This is a genomic window from Streptomyces sp. S07_1.15, from assembly GCF_020739505.1.
Classification (GTDB): Bacteria; Actinomycetota; Actinomycetes; order Streptomycetales; family Streptomycetaceae; genus Streptomyces; species Streptomyces xinghaiensis.
Genome location: NZ_JAJBZK010000001.1, coordinates 3,491,959 through 3,506,088, shown reverse-complemented (window position 1 = coordinate 3,506,088; position 14,130 = coordinate 3,491,959). Strand labels below are relative to the sequence as shown.

General features: G+C 72.3%; 12 protein-coding genes and 1 pseudogene. 4 read left to right on the top strand and 9 right to left on the bottom strand.

All coding sequences use genetic code 11. From position 1 onward, the window contains the following. Positions 1 to 23: 23 nt before the first annotated feature. Positions 24 to 932 (bottom strand): annotated as a pseudogene (locus LIX60_RS15105) (alpha/beta fold hydrolase); the annotation flags it as partial. A 208-nt stretch (positions 933 to 1,140) separates the two neighbouring features. Between LIX60_RS15105 and LIX60_RS15100 the strand changes: the two are divergent. Genes LIX60_RS15100 through LIX60_RS15085 form a run of 4 tightly spaced genes read left to right on the top strand, consistent with a single transcriptional unit; the run spans position 1,141 to position 4,741 of the window. Then, on the top strand, positions 1,141 to 2,166 hold the full coding sequence (locus LIX60_RS15100) for an ABC transporter ATP-binding protein (protein ID WP_227962775.1): 1,026 nt from the start codon (positions 1,141 to 1,143) through the stop codon (positions 2,164 to 2,166). Next, the gene (locus LIX60_RS15095; protein WP_227958876.1) at positions 2,156 to 3,076 is read left to right on the top strand and encodes an ABC transporter permease subunit; all 921 of its coding nucleotides are present in this window, start codon (positions 2,156 to 2,158) and stop codon (positions 3,074 to 3,076) included. The genes LIX60_RS15100 and LIX60_RS15095 overlap by 11 nt, the downstream gene beginning before the upstream one ends. Then, a complete protein-coding gene (locus LIX60_RS15090; protein WP_227958875.1) occupies positions 3,073 to 3,990 on the top strand; it encodes an ABC transporter ATP-binding protein in 918 nt (305 codons plus the stop codon). The genes LIX60_RS15095 and LIX60_RS15090 overlap by 4 nt, the downstream gene beginning before the upstream one ends. Positions 3,991 to 4,021: 31 nt before the next feature. Then, positions 4,022 to 4,741, top strand: coding sequence for an ABC transporter permease subunit (locus LIX60_RS15085; RefSeq protein WP_019707424.1), 720 nt, complete (start codon positions 4,022 to 4,024; stop codon positions 4,739 to 4,741). 168 nt (positions 4,742 to 4,909) lie between these two features. On the opposite strand, the gene LIX60_RS15080 is transcribed toward LIX60_RS15085, so the two are convergent. The 8 genes from LIX60_RS15080 to LIX60_RS15045 form a co-directional block, all read right to left on the bottom strand. After that, a complete protein-coding gene (locus tag LIX60_RS15080) occupies positions 4,910 to 5,650 on the bottom strand; it encodes a hypothetical protein (protein ID WP_227958874.1) in 741 nt (246 codons plus the stop codon). A 229-nt stretch (positions 5,651 to 5,879) separates the two neighbouring features. Continuing rightward, entirely contained in the window at positions 5,880 to 6,716 is an 837-nt protein-coding gene (locus tag LIX60_RS15075) for an HAD family hydrolase (protein ID WP_227958873.1), read from the bottom strand. Continuing rightward, positions 6,713 to 7,990 (bottom strand): serine--tRNA ligase, encoded by a 1,278-nt coding sequence (serS, locus tag LIX60_RS15070; RefSeq protein WP_043464511.1) that lies wholly within the window; start codon positions 7,988 to 7,990, stop codon positions 6,713 to 6,715. Before serS ends, LIX60_RS15075 begins: the two co-directional genes overlap by 4 nt. 602 nt (positions 7,991 to 8,592) lie before the next feature. Beyond that, positions 8,593 to 9,528 (bottom strand): prephenate dehydratase, encoded by a 936-nt coding sequence (pheA, locus tag LIX60_RS15065; protein ID WP_227958872.1) that lies wholly within the window; start codon positions 9,526 to 9,528, stop codon positions 8,593 to 8,595. Positions 9,529 to 9,658: 130 nt separating this feature from the next. Then, complete coding sequence (gene efeB / locus LIX60_RS15060; RefSeq protein WP_227958871.1) at positions 9,659 to 10,894, bottom strand: iron uptake transporter deferrochelatase/peroxidase subunit; 1,236 nt, start codon at positions 10,892 to 10,894, stop codon at positions 9,659 to 9,661. Then, positions 10,894 to 12,951: a copper resistance protein CopC gene (locus LIX60_RS15055; RefSeq protein ID WP_227958870.1), complete on the bottom strand. Its 2,058-nt coding sequence runs from the start codon at positions 12,949 to 12,951 to the stop codon at positions 10,894 to 10,896. Before LIX60_RS15055 ends, efeB begins: the two co-directional genes overlap by 1 nt. A 5-nt stretch (positions 12,952 to 12,956) precedes the next feature. Next, the gene (locus tag LIX60_RS15050) at positions 12,957 to 13,418 is read right to left on the bottom strand and encodes a copper chaperone PCu(A)C (protein WP_227958869.1); all 462 of its coding nucleotides are present in this window, start codon (positions 13,416 to 13,418) and stop codon (positions 12,957 to 12,959) included. Continuing rightward, positions 13,415 to 14,104, bottom strand: coding sequence for an SCO family protein (locus LIX60_RS15045; protein ID WP_227958868.1), 690 nt, complete (start codon positions 14,102 to 14,104; stop codon positions 13,415 to 13,417). The genes LIX60_RS15050 and LIX60_RS15045 overlap by 4 nt, the downstream gene beginning before the upstream one ends. Positions 14,105 to 14,130: the final 26 nt, after the last annotated feature.

The following is a 14,130-nucleotide window of genomic DNA, read 5'->3' as shown; positions in this document are numbered from 1 at the left end:
CGAGTGTGTCAGCCGGCCGACGGCTCCGTGGCGGGAAAGCCGGAGGAGGCACCGGTCTCCAGAGCGAACTCCGCGATCCAGCCGGCCACCCGTTCCGGCTGTGTCCGGATCACCCAGTGCCCGGCGGCCACGCGCCGGCGGACGAGCCGGGGCGCCCACAAACCGAGGTCGTCGTAGAGGTGTTCGGAGAGAAAGACGTCCTCGGCGGGCACGACGAGCTGGACGGGCACCCGGGCACGGGCGTCCCCGCGCGGACGGCGGGTGCGCGGGCGGAAGTTGTCGCGGTAGAGCCACGCGCCGTGGGCGGCGTCCCGGGCCAGGGACGGAGTCGGGTAGCCGTCGCCGGGCAGTTTCTCCAGCCGGCGCAGGACGCCGGGCCACCGGCGGGCGAGCGGCCCGCGCCAGGCCAGCTCGGGGAGAACCGGCGTGTGCAGCGCGTAGACGTACCAGGACCGCAGACGCTGGCCGAGCAGTTCGCGGACACCGCGTGCGCCGAGCGCCCCGCTCCGGCGCCGTGCGGCCCAGTGGCCGAAGTGGTCCAGCGAGGGGCCGGAGACGGAGGTGAAGGAGGCGATCCGGTCCGCGGCGGCCGTGGTGACGAACTCCCAGCCCTGCACCGAGCCCCAGTCGTGGCCCACCAGATGGACGGGCCGGCCGGGGCTCACCGCGTCCGCGACGGCGCGGAAGTCGGCGGCCAGCTTCTCCAGGGTGAAGCCGCCCCGCAGCGGCCGGGGCGCGGTCGAGCGGCCGCAGCCGCGCAGATCGTAGAGGACCACGTGGAAACGGTCCGCCAGCTGCCGCGCGACCTCCGTCCAGACCTCCTTGCTGTCCGGATAGCCGTGCACCAGGACCACCACCGGCCGCCCGGGATCTCCCAGTGCGGCCACGCACAGCCGTACGCCGTCCCCGCCCCGCACCCAGCGTTCGCGCATGTCACCGGTCACCCGGCACCGCCTTCCGCCCTCAGGGAGCCGCTGCTCTCCCGGCTCCTCCGCGCCCGACGTTACCAACGATTGTTACCGATGGTAACAACTTAGGTGTACGGCCCCTACGGGTCCCTACGCCTGAAGGGGGACGCGGAGACAGCCGTCAGGGCTGACGCCCGGTGTGGTCCGCACCACTAGCGTCAGGGCCGTGACAGTGATCGTGACCGAAAGCCTCAGCAAGCGGTTCCCCAAGGTGACCGCGCTCGACCGGCTCACCATGACCATCGGCCCGGGCGTGACCGGCCTGGTGGGTGCCAACGGGGCCGGCAAGTCGACCCTGATCAAGATCCTGCTCGGACTGTCCCCGGCGACCGAGGGGCGGGCCGCCGTGCTCGGCCTCGACGTGGCCGGCGAGGGCGGCGCCATCCGGGAACAGGTCGGCTACATGCCCGAGCACGACTGCCTGCCCCCCGACGTGTCCGCGACCGAGTTCGTCGTGCACATGGCCCGGATCTCGGGGCTGCCGCCCTCCGCCGCCCGCGAGCGCACCGCCGACACCCTGCGCCACGTCGGCCTCTACGAGGAGCGCTACCGGCCCATCGGCGGCTACTCGACCGGTATGAAGCAACGGGTCAAGCTCGCCCAGGCGCTGGTCCACGACCCGAAACTGGTGCTGCTGGACGAGCCGACGAACGGCCTCGACCCGGTCGGCCGGGACGAGATGCTGGGCCTCATCCGCCGCGTCCACACCGACTTCGGCATCTCCGTGCTGGTGACCTCCCACCTCCTCGGCGAGCTCGAACGCACCTGCGACCACGTCGTCGTCATCGACGGCGGTGCCCTGCTGCGCTCCAGCTCCACCAGCGACTTCACCCAGAAGACCGCGGTCATCGCGGTCGAGGTCACGGACACCGAAGAGCACCCCGACGGCACGGCCGCGCTGGCGGAGGCACTGGCCCGCGCAGGCGTCCGCCACGCCGCCGGCGGACACGCGCCCGGGGCGGGCCGGGTGCTGCTCCTCGACGCCGAGGGCGACCGGACGTACGACACGGTCCGCGACACCGTCGCCGGACTGGGGCTCGGCCTGGTGCGCATGGAACAGCGCCGTCACCACATCGCGGAGGTCTTCCGCCCCGGGGAGCCCCCGGAACCCACGGGGCCCGCCGGGCCGGAGCCCTCCGCCCAGCCGCACCCCAGCAGCACGGACGGACGGAACGGAGGTGGCCGCGATGCCGCCTGAGAGCACGACGCCAACGGCGGCGGACCCGTCCGCCGACCCGACCCGCATCCACAACATCGGCTACCGCCGCTACGACGGCCCCCGCCTCGGGCGCTCCTACGCCCGGCTCTCCCTCTTCTCCCAGAGCCTGCGCGGTGCGTACGGACTCGGCCGCTCGGCCAAGTCCAAGGTCCTGCCGATGCTGCTGTTCGCCGTGATGTGCCTGCCGGCGGGCATCATCGTCGCGGTGGCCGTGGCGACCGACATGAAGGACCTGCCGCTCGAATACACGCGGTACGCGATCTACCTCCAGGCCGTCATCGGCCTCTATCTCGCCGCCCAGGCCCCGCAGTCCGTCTCCCGCGATCTGCGGTTCCGCACCGTGCCGCTCTACTTCTCCCGTCCGATCGAACGGGTGGACTACGTGGCAGCGAAGTACGCGGCGATGGCCTCGGCCCTCTTCCTGCTCACCGCGGCACCGCTCGTCATCCTCTACGCGGGCGCGCTGCTGGCGAAGCTGGACTTCGCCGACCAGACCAAGGGGTTCGGCCAGGGCCTGGCCTCCGTGGCCGTCCTGTCCGTGCTCTTCGCGGGCATCGGGCTGGTCGTCGCGGCGCTCACCCCCCGCCGGGGCTTCGGCGTCGCCGCCGTCATCGCCGTGATGACGATCTCCTACGGCGCGGTCAGCACCGTCCAGGCGATCGCCTGGGAGCAGGGCAACCAGGAGGCCATCGGCTGGCTCGGCCTGTTCTCACCGGTCACCCTCGTCGACGGGGTGCAGTCGCTGTTCCTCGGCGCGGACTCCGCCTTCCCCGGCGCCGAGGGGCCGTCCGGCGCGCTCGCCGGAATCGTCTACCCGGCGGTGGTCCTCGGGCTGATCGCCGGCTCGTACGCGCTGCTGATGCGCCGTTACCGGAAGGTCGGGCTGTGACCACCCTCAAGATCGACCACGTCTCCCGCTGGTTCGGCAACGTGGTCGCCGTCAACGACATCACCATGACCATCGGCCCCGGCGTGACCGGCCTCCTCGGCCCCAACGGCGCCGGCAAGTCCACCCTCATCAACATGATGGCCGGCTTCCTGGCCCCCTCGACCGGCACCGTCACCCTCGACGACGCGGCCGTCTGGCGCAACGAGGGGGCGTACCGGCGGATCGGCATCGTCCCCGAACGGGAATCCATGTACGACTTCCTGACGGGACGGGAGTTCGTGCTCGCCAACGCCGAACTGCACGGGCTGAAGGACCCCCGCGGGGCGGCCCGGCAGGCGCTGGCCACCGTCGAGATGGAGTACGCGCAGAACCGCAAGATCGCCACCTACAGCAAGGGGATGCGGCAGCGCGTGAAGATGGCCTCCGCGCTGGTCCACGAGCCGTCCGTCCTCCTGCTCGACGAACCGTTCAACGGCATGGACCCGCGCCAGCGGATGCAGCTCATGGACCTGCTGCGGCGGATGGGGGACGAGGGCCGCACCGTGCTCTTCTCCTCGCACATCCTGGAAGAGGTCGAACAGCTCGCCCAGCACATCGAGGTGATCGTCGCCGGCCGGCACGCGGCCTCGGGCGACTTCCGGAAGATCCGCCGCCTGATGACGGACCGCCCGCACCGCTATCTCATCCGGTCCAGCGACGACCGCGCCCTGGCCGCCGCGCTGATCGCCGATCCGTCCACGGCCGGGATCGAGATCGACCGGGCGGACGGGGCGCTGCACGTCCAGGCCGTCGACTTCCCCCGCTTCACCGAACTGCTGCCGCGGGTCGCCCGCGAGCACGGCATCCGGCTCCTCACGGTCTCGCCCTCCGACGAGTCCCTGGAGAGCGTCTTCTCCTACCTCGTAACGGCCTGAGCGGCCCAGCGGCTTGAAGGAGCCCGAACCGATGTACAACTCCACGGTCGCCCGGCTCACCTACCGGGGCCTGCTCGGCCGCCGCCGGGCGCTGATCCTCTTCCTCCTCCCCGCACTGCTGCTGCTCATCGCGGTGGCGGTGCGCCAGCTGACCGGAGTCGACGACCAGATCGCCGCCGATGTGCTGGGCGGCTTCGCCCTCGCCACGATGGTCCCGCTGATCGGCGTGATCGCCGGCACGGGAGCGATCGGCCCCGAGATCGACGACGGCTCGATCGTCTACCTGCTCGCCAAACCGGTGAAGCGGCCCACCATCATCGTCACCAAACTGCTGGTGGCGATCGGGGTGACGGTCGTCTTCTCGGCGGTGCCCACGCTGATCGCCGGCTTCATCCTGAACGGCAACAGCCAGAACGTCGCCGTCGCGTACGCGCTGGCCGCCGCGGTCGCCTCCGTCGCCTACAGCGCCGTCTTCCTGCTGCTCGGCACGGTCACCCGGCACGCGGTCGTCGCCGGGCTCGTCTACGCGCTGGTGTGGGAATCGCTGTTCGGCAGCCTGATCGAGGGGGCCCGGACCCTCAGCGTGCAGCAGTGGGCGCTGGCCCTCGCGCAGAAGACCGCCGACGGCGGGCTGGTGACCTCGGACGTGGGACTCGTCCCCGCCGTGGTGCTGCTCTCCGTCGTCACGGCCCTCGCCACCTGGTACGCGGGCCAGAAGCTGCGCGTCCTGAAGCTGGCCGGCGAGGAGTGAGCCGGGGCGACGGCGGGACGGCGGAAGGGCGACGAGAAGGAACGGAACGGGCCGGGGCGCGCGACTGAAGGGGTGCGCGCCCCGGCCTCGGCCGTGCCCGCCCGCGGAGACTGCCCTCGGGTCAGCGCGGGCCGTGCGGACCCCGCGGGCGCGCGGGGCCGTGACCGGTCAGCGCCGGCCGCCCCGCGGGCGCGGGCATCGCGCCGTCTCCTCCCGGAGCTGCCGCAGCCGGACGTCCATGCCGGCCATGCGCTCGCTCATCGCACAGACGACCTGGTTGGTGTGGTCCAGCCGCCGGTCCATGAAGGCGATGCGGCGGTCCATCCCGTCGAGCCGCTCATCGATCCGGTCCAGCCGGTCGGAGGTCCGGCGCAGCACCGGACCGAGGTCGCGCAGCGCGGCACCGACATCGGCGAGACAGGACTCGGCGACGGTCATCCTGGCTTCGAGCGAGCGCTCCGGGGACGGCCGGTCGCCGACGGCCTCCCGGTGTGCCCGGCCGGCCTCCTCCTCCGCGTCGAGGAGATACCTCCGGACCGCACGGGCGACCTCACTGTCGCGCAGCAGCATCGCGGCGTTGAGGACGGTGCGGCGGGTGAAAAGCGTCAGGTGCACGCGCCCCTGTGGATAACTCCCTTCTGAAGGGTCCAAGGTGGACCTTTCGAAGAAGCGCAGTTCAGAGCCCCGCAGTGTGCGCAGGCCATGCGAGGAGAGCTCCCCGCGGTGACGTTTGACGAGCGTCTTGACCGTGTCGTGGGAGACCTCGAAGTACTCGGCGACCATGCGCGTCGTGACATGCAGCCCGTCCGGCAGCATCGCCAGGACCTTGACCTTGTCGAGCACGCCCGTGCGCGCGGCGAGGCTCTCGCGGAGCGCGCGTGATTCGAGCAGTGCGGATTCGGGTGGCATGAGAGTGCCCTCCCCTTCGTTCCGGAACGGATGTGGGACTGCCCGTATCCAGGGACCAGGAGCGAAGGCTGCTCATATAGCCACGTACTCGATGACCGGTTCTGCCGCCCGGCAATCCGCCACTTCACGCACTCTCGACGTCTCGAACTCCAGTTGCCTCCACGCATGGTGGGCAACGAGCCGCCGGCGCGGCGGTCACGCGGAGCCGGACGTTCGCCGGGGCCGGAGGTCAGCCGAAGAGGCGTTCGACGACGACGGCGATGCCGTCCTCGTCGTTGGAGGCCGTGATCTCGTCGGCGACGGACTTCAGTTCGGCGTGCGCGTTGGCCATGGCGACGCCGTAGCCGGCCCAGCCGAACATGGGGATGTCGTTGGGCATGTCGCCGAAGGCGATGGTGTCCGCCGCCCGCAGTCCGAGCCGGCGGGCGGCCAGGGAGAGCCCCGTGGCCTTGCTGAGCCCCAGGGGCAGCAGCTCCACGATGCCCGCTCCGGACATCACCACGCCCACCAGATGCCCGGCGACGGTGCGTGCGACGTGGGCGAGGGCGTCGTCGTCCAGCTCCGGGTGCTGGATGTAGAGCTTGTTGAGCGGCGCGGACCAGACCTCGTCCATGTCCTGGAAGGTGAGGTACGGCAGCGGGCCCTGTGCCTGGTAGCCGGGGCCGACCAGGACCTCGCCGTCCAGCCCGTCCCGGCTGGCGGCCAGCGCCAGAGGCCCGGTCTCGGCCTCGATCTTGGCGACCGCCAGCCCGGCGAGCTGCCGGTCGAGCGTGACGGAGGTCAGCAGCCGGTGCTCACCGGCGTGGTAGACCTGCGCGCCCTGTCCGCACACCGCGAGTCCCCGGTACCCCAGGTCGTCGAGGACGTGCCGGGCCCAGGGCACCGCGCGGCCGGTGACGACGATGTGCGCGGCGCCCGCGGCGGTGGCGGCGGCCAGGGCGTCCCGGGAGCGCGGGGAGACGGTGTCGTCGCCGCGGAGCAGGGTGCCGTCGAGGTCGGTGGCGATCAGCCGGTACGGGAGGTGCCCGCCCGGGGCTTCCGGGCGGGCGGTGGCGGGGGCGCTCACGCGGTCACGGGTTCCAGGATCTCGCGCCCGCCCAGGTAGGGGCGGAGCAGCTCGGGGACCCGCACCGAGCCGTCCGGCCGCTGGTGGTTCTCCAGCAGCGCGACGATCGTGCGGGGCACGGCGCAGAGTGTGCCGTTGAGGGTGGCCAGCGGGCGGACGTGCTTGCCGTCGCGCATCCGCACCGACAGCCGCCGGGCCTGGAACTCGGTGCAGTTGGAGGCGGAGGTGAGCTCGCGGTACTTGCCCTGCGCCGGGATCCAGGCCTCGCAGTCGAACTTGCGGGAGGCGGAGGCACCCAGGTCACCGGTGGCCACGTCGATCACGCGGAAGGGCAGTTCCAGGGCGGTGAGCCACTGCTTCTCCCACTCCAGCAGCCGGCGGTGCTCGGCCTCGGAGTCCTCCGGGGTGACGTAGGAGAACATCTCCACCTTGTCGAACTGGTGGACGCGGAAGATGCCGCGGGTGTCCTTGCCGTAGGTGCCGGCCTCGCGGCGGAAGCAGGGCGAGAAGCCCGCGTAGCGCAGCGGCAGCCGGTCCGCGTCGACGATCTCGTCCATGTGGTACGCGGCGAGCGGGACTTCGGAGGTGCCGACCAGGTAGAGGTCGTCCTTCTCCAGCTGGTAGACGTTCTCGGCGGCCTGGCCCAGGAAGCCGGTGCCCTCCATGGCGCGGGGTTTGACCAGCGCCGGGGTGAGCATGGGGATGAAGCCGGCCTCGGTCGCCTGGGCGATGGCGGCGTTGACGAGCGCCAGCTCCAGCAGGGCACCGATGCCCGTCAGGTAGTAGAAGCGGGAGCCGGAGACCTTGGCGCCGCGCTCGACGTCGATCGCGCCGAGCAGCTGTCCGAGCTCCAGGTGGTCCTTCGGCCGGAAGCCCTCCGCCTCGAAGTCGCGCGCCGTCCCGACGGTCTCCAGGACGGTGAAGTCGTCCTCCCCGCCCACGGGCACCTCGGGGTGGACGAGGTTGCCGAGACCGCTCAGCAGGCGCTGGGTCTCCTCGGCGGCCTCGTTCTGCTGGGCGTCGGCGGCCTTGACGGCGGCCGAGAGCTCGCCGGCCTTCTTCAGCAGCTCCGCCTTCTCCTCACCGGAGGCTTTGGGGATCAGCTTGCCGAGCGCCTTCTGCTCGGAGCGGAGTTCGTCGAAGCGGACGCCGGACGACCTGCGCCGTTCATCGGCGGAGAGCAGGGCGTCGACGAGGCCGACGTCCTCTCCACGGGCGCGCTGGGACGCGCGGACACGGTCGGGGTCCTCACGGAGCAGGCGAAGGTCAATCACGGCTCCAGGCTACCGGTGCGGAGCCCCGGCCTTCGACTCCGATAATGACTGGAGTGTTTTGTCCCTTTTGTTCCGAAAAGGAAAATCAACGAACCCGGGCCGGAATGGCGCACGCGGCCGTCCGGCGAGGATGCCGCGGGTGATATGGGGGTGAACGGAGTCGGTCGGCAACAGGACCGGCGCGGCGGGGGCGGACATTTCGCCGGAGGGGTTTTCCACAGGTGGGGGCGGGGTGGAGACTTTATCCACAGGCTGTGTGCGAGAACTGTGGAAGTCGGAATTGATCATTCCGGCCCCTTCCGTGCAGGCCGATGAATTCCCTTCTCAAACCCATTCCACACACTCTTTCGGGCGGTAATACCTCACTCCGAAGAGTGTCCGCAGAGAATTGTGCTGACGAAAAGGGATCGAAGGTGCTGTGTACGGAAGGGAGGCGACTGGGACGTTTTGTCTGTTGTGTCCGGTTGCTGTGTCGACTTGTCCCCAGGCGGCGGTCCCGGCCTGTGGATAACTCGGCGAACTGTGCACAGCCTGTCCGCGGACTTCCGCCCCGGAGCCCCGAAGCGCTTGACCGAGTTACGGTGTCCCCCGGTCCGGCGCGCTCAGCTCCGCCCGTCCAGGCAGCGGGCCAGCCAGTCCGAGGCGGCCGAGAACTCCTCGTCCGTGGTCCCGTGCCGCAGCGGCGGAAGCTCCTCCGGGCTCGCACCGGCGCGCGGATACGAGCCGAGGAAGCGCACCTTGGGGCAGATCCGCTTCAGACCCATCAGGGCCTCGCCCACCCGGCGGTCCGTGATGTGCCCCTCGCAGTCCACCGAGAAGCAGTACCGGCCGATCCCCTCACCGGTCGGACGCGACTCGATGCGCATCATGTTGACCCCGCGGGCCGCGAACTCCTGGAGCAGTTCCAGCAGCGCGCCCGGATGGTCGTCACCCAGCCAGATCACCACGGACGTCTTGTCGGCACCGGTCCGCGCCGCGGGCCGGGCCGGCCGTCCGGCCAGCACGAAGCGGGTCACCGCGTTCTGCGCGTCGTGGATGTCGGTGACCAGCGGCTTCAGCCCGTACGTCCCGGCCGCGAACTCCCCCGCGAAGGCCGCGTCGTACCGCCCCTCCTGCACCAGCCGGGCTCCGTCGGCGTTGGAGGCCGCGGATTCCCACTGGGCGTCCGGGAGGTGTGCCGCCAGCCACTTGCGGACCTGCGGCTGCGCCACCGGGTGCCCGGTCACCGTCTTCACATCGGTCAGCCCGGTCCCGGGCCGGACGAGCAGCGCGAAGGAGATCGGCAGCAGCACCTCGCGGTAGATCATCAGAGGCTTGCCGGTGGCCAGTTCGTCGAGGGTCGCGGTGACCCCGCCCTCGACCGAGTTCTCGATCGGCACCAGCGCGGCGCCCGCCTCGCCGGACCGCACCGCGTCCAGCGCCGCCGGGACGGAGACCATCGGCATCAGCTCGCGCGTCGCCGCCTCGGGCAGGGTCCTGAGCGCGGCCTCCGTGAAGGTGCCCTCGGGGCCCAGATACGTGTAGCGGCTGACGGACATCGCTGCGGGGCTCCTTCTCACGGGGAGCCTCCCACCATACCGGCGGCGGAGGAGCCCGGCCCGCCCACCGCGACCGCTCCCGGCGAGGGCCCGTACGGAGACCGCCGCTCCCCGTACGGGCCGTACGGACTCATCCCTCCAGCAGCTCCCGGCCCACATAGCCGTCCGGCTCGCAGCCGCCCGGCACCGCGAACAGACCGCTCGCCTCGTGCCGGATGAACGGCGACAGCGCGTCCCCCCGGTCGAGCTTGCGCTGCACCGGCACGAAGCCCCGGAGCGGATCCGCCTGCCAGCAGACGAACAGCAGACCCGCGTCCGGTACCCCCTTCTCGTCGAAGCCGTCGTGGAAGGAGAAGGGACGCCGCAGCAGGGCCGCCCCGCCGTTCGTCTCCGGCATCGAGATCCGGGCGTGCGCGTTGGCGGGAACGACGGGCCTGCCGTCGGGGCCGGTCTTCTCCAGGTCCAGGGGGGTGGTTTCGGTGCCGCCCGTCAGCGGCGCGCCGGTGTCCTTGCGGCGTCCGATCACCCGTTCCTGCTCTTCCCGCGACAGCTCCTCCCAGGCGTCGAGCAGCATCCGGATGCGCCGGACCACGGCGTACGAGCCGTGCGCCATCCACTCCGGGTCCTTCGCCCCGCCGCCCCCGGGGACGAAGACCCGCTGCTCGAAGTCCGCCTCCTCCGGGCGCGGATTCCTGGTCCCGTCGATCTGGCCCATCAGGTTGCGGGTGGTCATGGGCCGGGCCGTCGCCCCGGCGGAGCGGTTGAAGCCGTTCATCTGCCAGCGCACCCGGGCCGTCCCCGCGGCGTCCTTCTGGAGGGCGCGCAGGGCGTTGAAGGCGACCAGCGCGTCGTCCGCGCCGATCTGCACCCACAGATCACCGTTGCTGCGCCGCGGGTCCAGGGCGTCCGAGGAGAACGCGGGCAGCGGGTCGAGCGCGGCGGGGTGGCGGTCCTCCAGCCCCGTGCGGCTGAAGAAACTGTGCCCGAAGCCGAAGGTGACGGTGAGAGAGGACGGGCCGGCGTCCAGGGCGATCGCGGTGTCGTCCGCGACCGCGCGGCCCGCGGTCAGGCGTTCGGCCGTCCGGGACCAGCGGCGCAGCAGGGCGGCCGCCCCCTTCCGGCCGGCGTCCGGCAGCAGATCGAAGGCGGCCAGATGGCCGCGGGACTGCGGTGCGGTGGTGATGCCGGCCTGATGTTTCCCGTGAAACATCACGGTGGTGGAGCCGACGGTGCTGAGCGGCGGGGTGTCGTCCCCGGCGAGTGCGGTGCCCGCCACGCCGCCCGCCGCGCCGGCGACGAGTCCGGCGGCACCGGCCGCGCCGGCGGTTCCGAGCAGTCTGCGCCGGGAGAGGGGAGAAGTCGTCATCAGTTGATCTTCACGTTCCGGGTCTCGGTGATCTGGTCGATGTCGGAGGTCCGCACGGTGAGCGACGCCTTCCAGGTCCCTGCCAGGGGGAGCTGGAAACGGGCGGCCGACCAGTGGCCGGTGGCGAGCTTCGCCAGCTTCACCGGGAGCGGTCCGACGTCCTCGGCGGGGAGGGTGAAGGCGAGTTTCACCTCGGCGGCGTCCAACGGCTTGCCGTCCGGGTCCTCGAGCCAGAGGTGGAGGCTATTGCCGCAGGTGCTGGCCGGGTCGAAGAGGTGGAGCCCGGCCGTACCGGCGCCCTTCTCGCCGCCGGTGTCGAAGGGGATGTCGAGCATGACGGGCTGCCCGGACGCGGCGGACGGGGTGCCGGCGGCCGCGCCGGCCGTCCGCACCTCCGTACGGGCCGGTTCGGTGCTGGTCAGGGAGGTGGTGACGGCGAGCACCAGTGCGGCCACGCCGGCCTCGGCGAGCACCGAGCGACGGAGCCGGGTGCGCTCCGGGTCGGCGTCACGGATCCGCCGCTCACGGGCCGCCGCCAGGGCGGCGCGCTGGCGGGCGAGCTGGGCGGCCCGCTCGGCGTCCACCGGGGTGGTGCGGGAGGAGGCGGCACCGCTCCGGGCGGGCGCCGGCCGGTCCGCCGCCGGGGGCTCCGGTACGGGCACCGGATCCGTCACCGGCGGGGCGGCGGGTTCATCCGGCCGCTCCCCGGCGGTGCCCGCGGGCCCGTCCGGCAGCAGGCCGGCGCGCTGCCGCGACCAGCGGGCGAAGAACAGCAGCAGGGCCACCATCCCCACCTTGACCAGCAGCAGCCGTCCGAACGAGGTGGTGGTGAGGGCGTCCCAGGAGCCGGCCTGCCGCCAGGACTGGTACAGCCCGGTCGCGGCCAGCACCAGCACACTGCCGAGGGCCACCCGCGAGAACCGCCGCACCACCTGCCGTTCCGCCACCGGTCCCCGGTGGAGCGTCACCAGGAGGGCCGCCAGACCGCCAAGCCAGAGCGCCACGGCCAGCAGATGCAGTAGGTCCACCGGGACGGCGAGCCACGGCTGGAGACCGGTCGACGCGTGCCCGGCGGCGGCCCAGGTGGCCGCCAGGCCGGTGGCGACGACGGCCCCGCCGGCCGCCGCGAGCCAGAAGCCTGGATTCCGGTGCTCCCGCGCCGACTCCCCGGTGGCTCCTTCCGCGCTGCCGGCGGACCACCGGTCCGGGGAGAGCAGGACCGTCACGCAGAGAGCGGCCACCGCGAGCAGCAGCAGCCGGGAGACCAGCGCGGTCCCGGAGGGGGTCGCCACGACGTCCCGCAGCGCCCCCGGATCGAACATCCCCGCGAGTCCGCCGCCCCCGGTGTACGGCCCGCGCAGCAGGAGCAGCGCGAAGGTGGCCGCGGTGACCACGGCCCAGCCCCGGACCACGAGCCGCCGCAGTGCCGCAACGGAGGCGCCGGCCGGGCGGCAGCCCAGGATGAACGCGCCACCACCGACGAGCAGGACGAAGCCCGCGTAGGCCGCGTACCGCGCGACGGCGTGGAGGAGGCCGGTGAGCCCGCCGCCCGCCCGGTCGTCCGGCAGGGCCGCGGCGGTCGCCGACGGGGCGCCGACGGAGAAGGTGTAGGCGCCCGAGACCGGATGCCCGTCGGCCGAGACGGCCCGCCAGGCCACGGTGTAGGTCCCGTCCGGCAGCCCCGGCCGCAGAGCGACGCCGTGCCGGACGGTGCCACCGGTGCCCAGGTCGCGCGGCTCACCGGTGTCGGCCCGTCCGCCGCCCGGAGCCAGCACCCGGATCGAGTCGGCGGACAGGGTGACGCGCGCGGAGAAGGTGAGGACCACCTCCTCGGGTGCCCGGTCGGCCACCGCACCCTGCCGCGGAACGCTCCCGGTCAGCGCCGCGTGTGCCGAGGCCGGGGCGGCGCCGAGCAGCACGGCCAGTACGCCCAGCACGGCCGCGGCGCCGAGCAGCACGGCGGTGGCACGCGCGGGGCGCGCGGCTCGCGCGTGCGTGCCGGGCACGGCAGCGGTGGCAGGGGCGGCCGGACGGTCCCGGCAGGGTGCGGGGGCCATGCCGGTCAGTGCTTCTTCATCGCGGGGTTGTGGGTGGCGGCCTTCACCGGGAGGGTCACCTCGAGGGCGCCCGACTCGGCGAAGTGCAGCGTCACGGAGACCTCCTCGCCCACGGCCGGCTTGCGCTTGAGCTCCTTGAACATGATGTGGTTCGCCCCGCGCTCGAGGACGAGCTCGCCGTTCGCCGGCACCTCGAACGACTTGACCTGCTGCATCTTGCCGTCCTTGGTGCGGTGCAGCTCCACGTCGTCGGAGATGTCGCTGGTGGCGTGGGTGAGCCGGTCGGCGGTGTCACCGGTGTTGGTCACCGTGAGGAATCCGCCGGCCATGTCGGGCATGACGGGCTCCGGGACGTAGCCGCCGCTCGTCCCGAGCTCCGGCCCGGTGGCGCAGCCGGTCAGGGAGAGCGTGGCACCGAGCACCAGTGCGGTGCTGAGGGCGGTAACGGTGGAGGTGCGGCGGTTCACGGGGTCTCTCCCTCGAGGAGCTTGGGCAGGTCTGCGGTGTAGTCGTCGACGGTGGTGTCCTCGCCGTAGAGGACGTGGGCCTTGTCGTCCTCCGGGGAGAAGGCGAGGACCTGGGCGCCATGGGTGGAGACGATGTCGCCGTTCTCGTCCTCGGTCGGCGGTGCGATGCCGATGCCGACACTGCGCGCGCCGGCCTGGATCGCGTCGAAGTCGCCGGTCAGGCCGATGAAGTCGGGGTCCTGGCCGCGCAGCCAGGCGCCGAGCCGCTTGGGGGTGTCCCGTTCGGGGTCGGAGGTGACGAAGACGACCCGCAGGTCCTTCCGCTGGTCCTCGCTGAGTGTCTTGCTCGCCACGGCGATGTTGCTCATCGTCAGCGGGCAGACGTCGGGGCAGTGGGTGTAGCCGAAGTAGAGGAGTGTCGGGTGTCCCTTGGTCTCCTCGACCAGGTCGTACTCCCGACCGGACGTGTCCGTGAGGACGAGGTCCGGCTTCTCGAACGGATTGTCGAGAACGGTCGCGGCTTTCGAGGGTTCCGCGGAGACCTCCGCGGCGGTCCCGGCGCTGCCGTCGCCGCCACCTCCGCACGCGCTGAGGGCCAGAGCGGCGGTGACGGCGAGCACGCCGCCGTGCCACAGAGGTGTCCGCCTCGCGCCGCGCCTGCGGGCGGGGCGATGGGTGGTTCGCATAGGGGTCTTCCTGGTTTGGGTCGTGG

What these genes read in the sequence shown, in the direction of transcription:
- LIX60_RS15095 (WP_227958876.1), top strand. Translation starts at nt 2,156, where the DNA reads ATGCCGCCTGAGAGCACGACGCCAACGGCGGCGGACCCGTCCGCCGAC.
- LIX60_RS15085 (WP_019707424.1), top strand. Translation starts at nt 4,022, where the DNA reads ATGTACAACTCCACGGTCGCCCGGCTCACCTACCGGGGCCTGCTCGGC.
- LIX60_RS15080 (WP_227958874.1), bottom strand. Translation starts at nt 5,650, where the DNA reads ATGCCACCCGAATCCGCACTGCTCGAATCACGCGCGCTCCGCGAGAGC.
- pheA (WP_227958872.1), bottom strand. Translation starts at nt 9,528, where the DNA reads ATGTCCGTCAGCCGCTACACGTATCTGGGCCCCGAGGGCACCTTCACG.
- efeB (WP_227958871.1), bottom strand. Translation starts at nt 10,894, where the DNA reads ATGACGACTTCTCCCCTCTCCCGGCGCAGACTGCTCGGAACCGCCGGC.
- LIX60_RS15055 (WP_227958870.1), bottom strand. Translation starts at nt 12,951, where the DNA reads ATGGCCCCCGCACCCTGCCGGGACCGTCCGGCCGCCCCTGCCACCGCT.
- LIX60_RS15045 (WP_227958868.1), bottom strand. Translation starts at nt 14,104, where the DNA reads ATGCGAACCACCCATCGCCCCGCCCGCAGGCGCGGCGCGAGGCGGACA.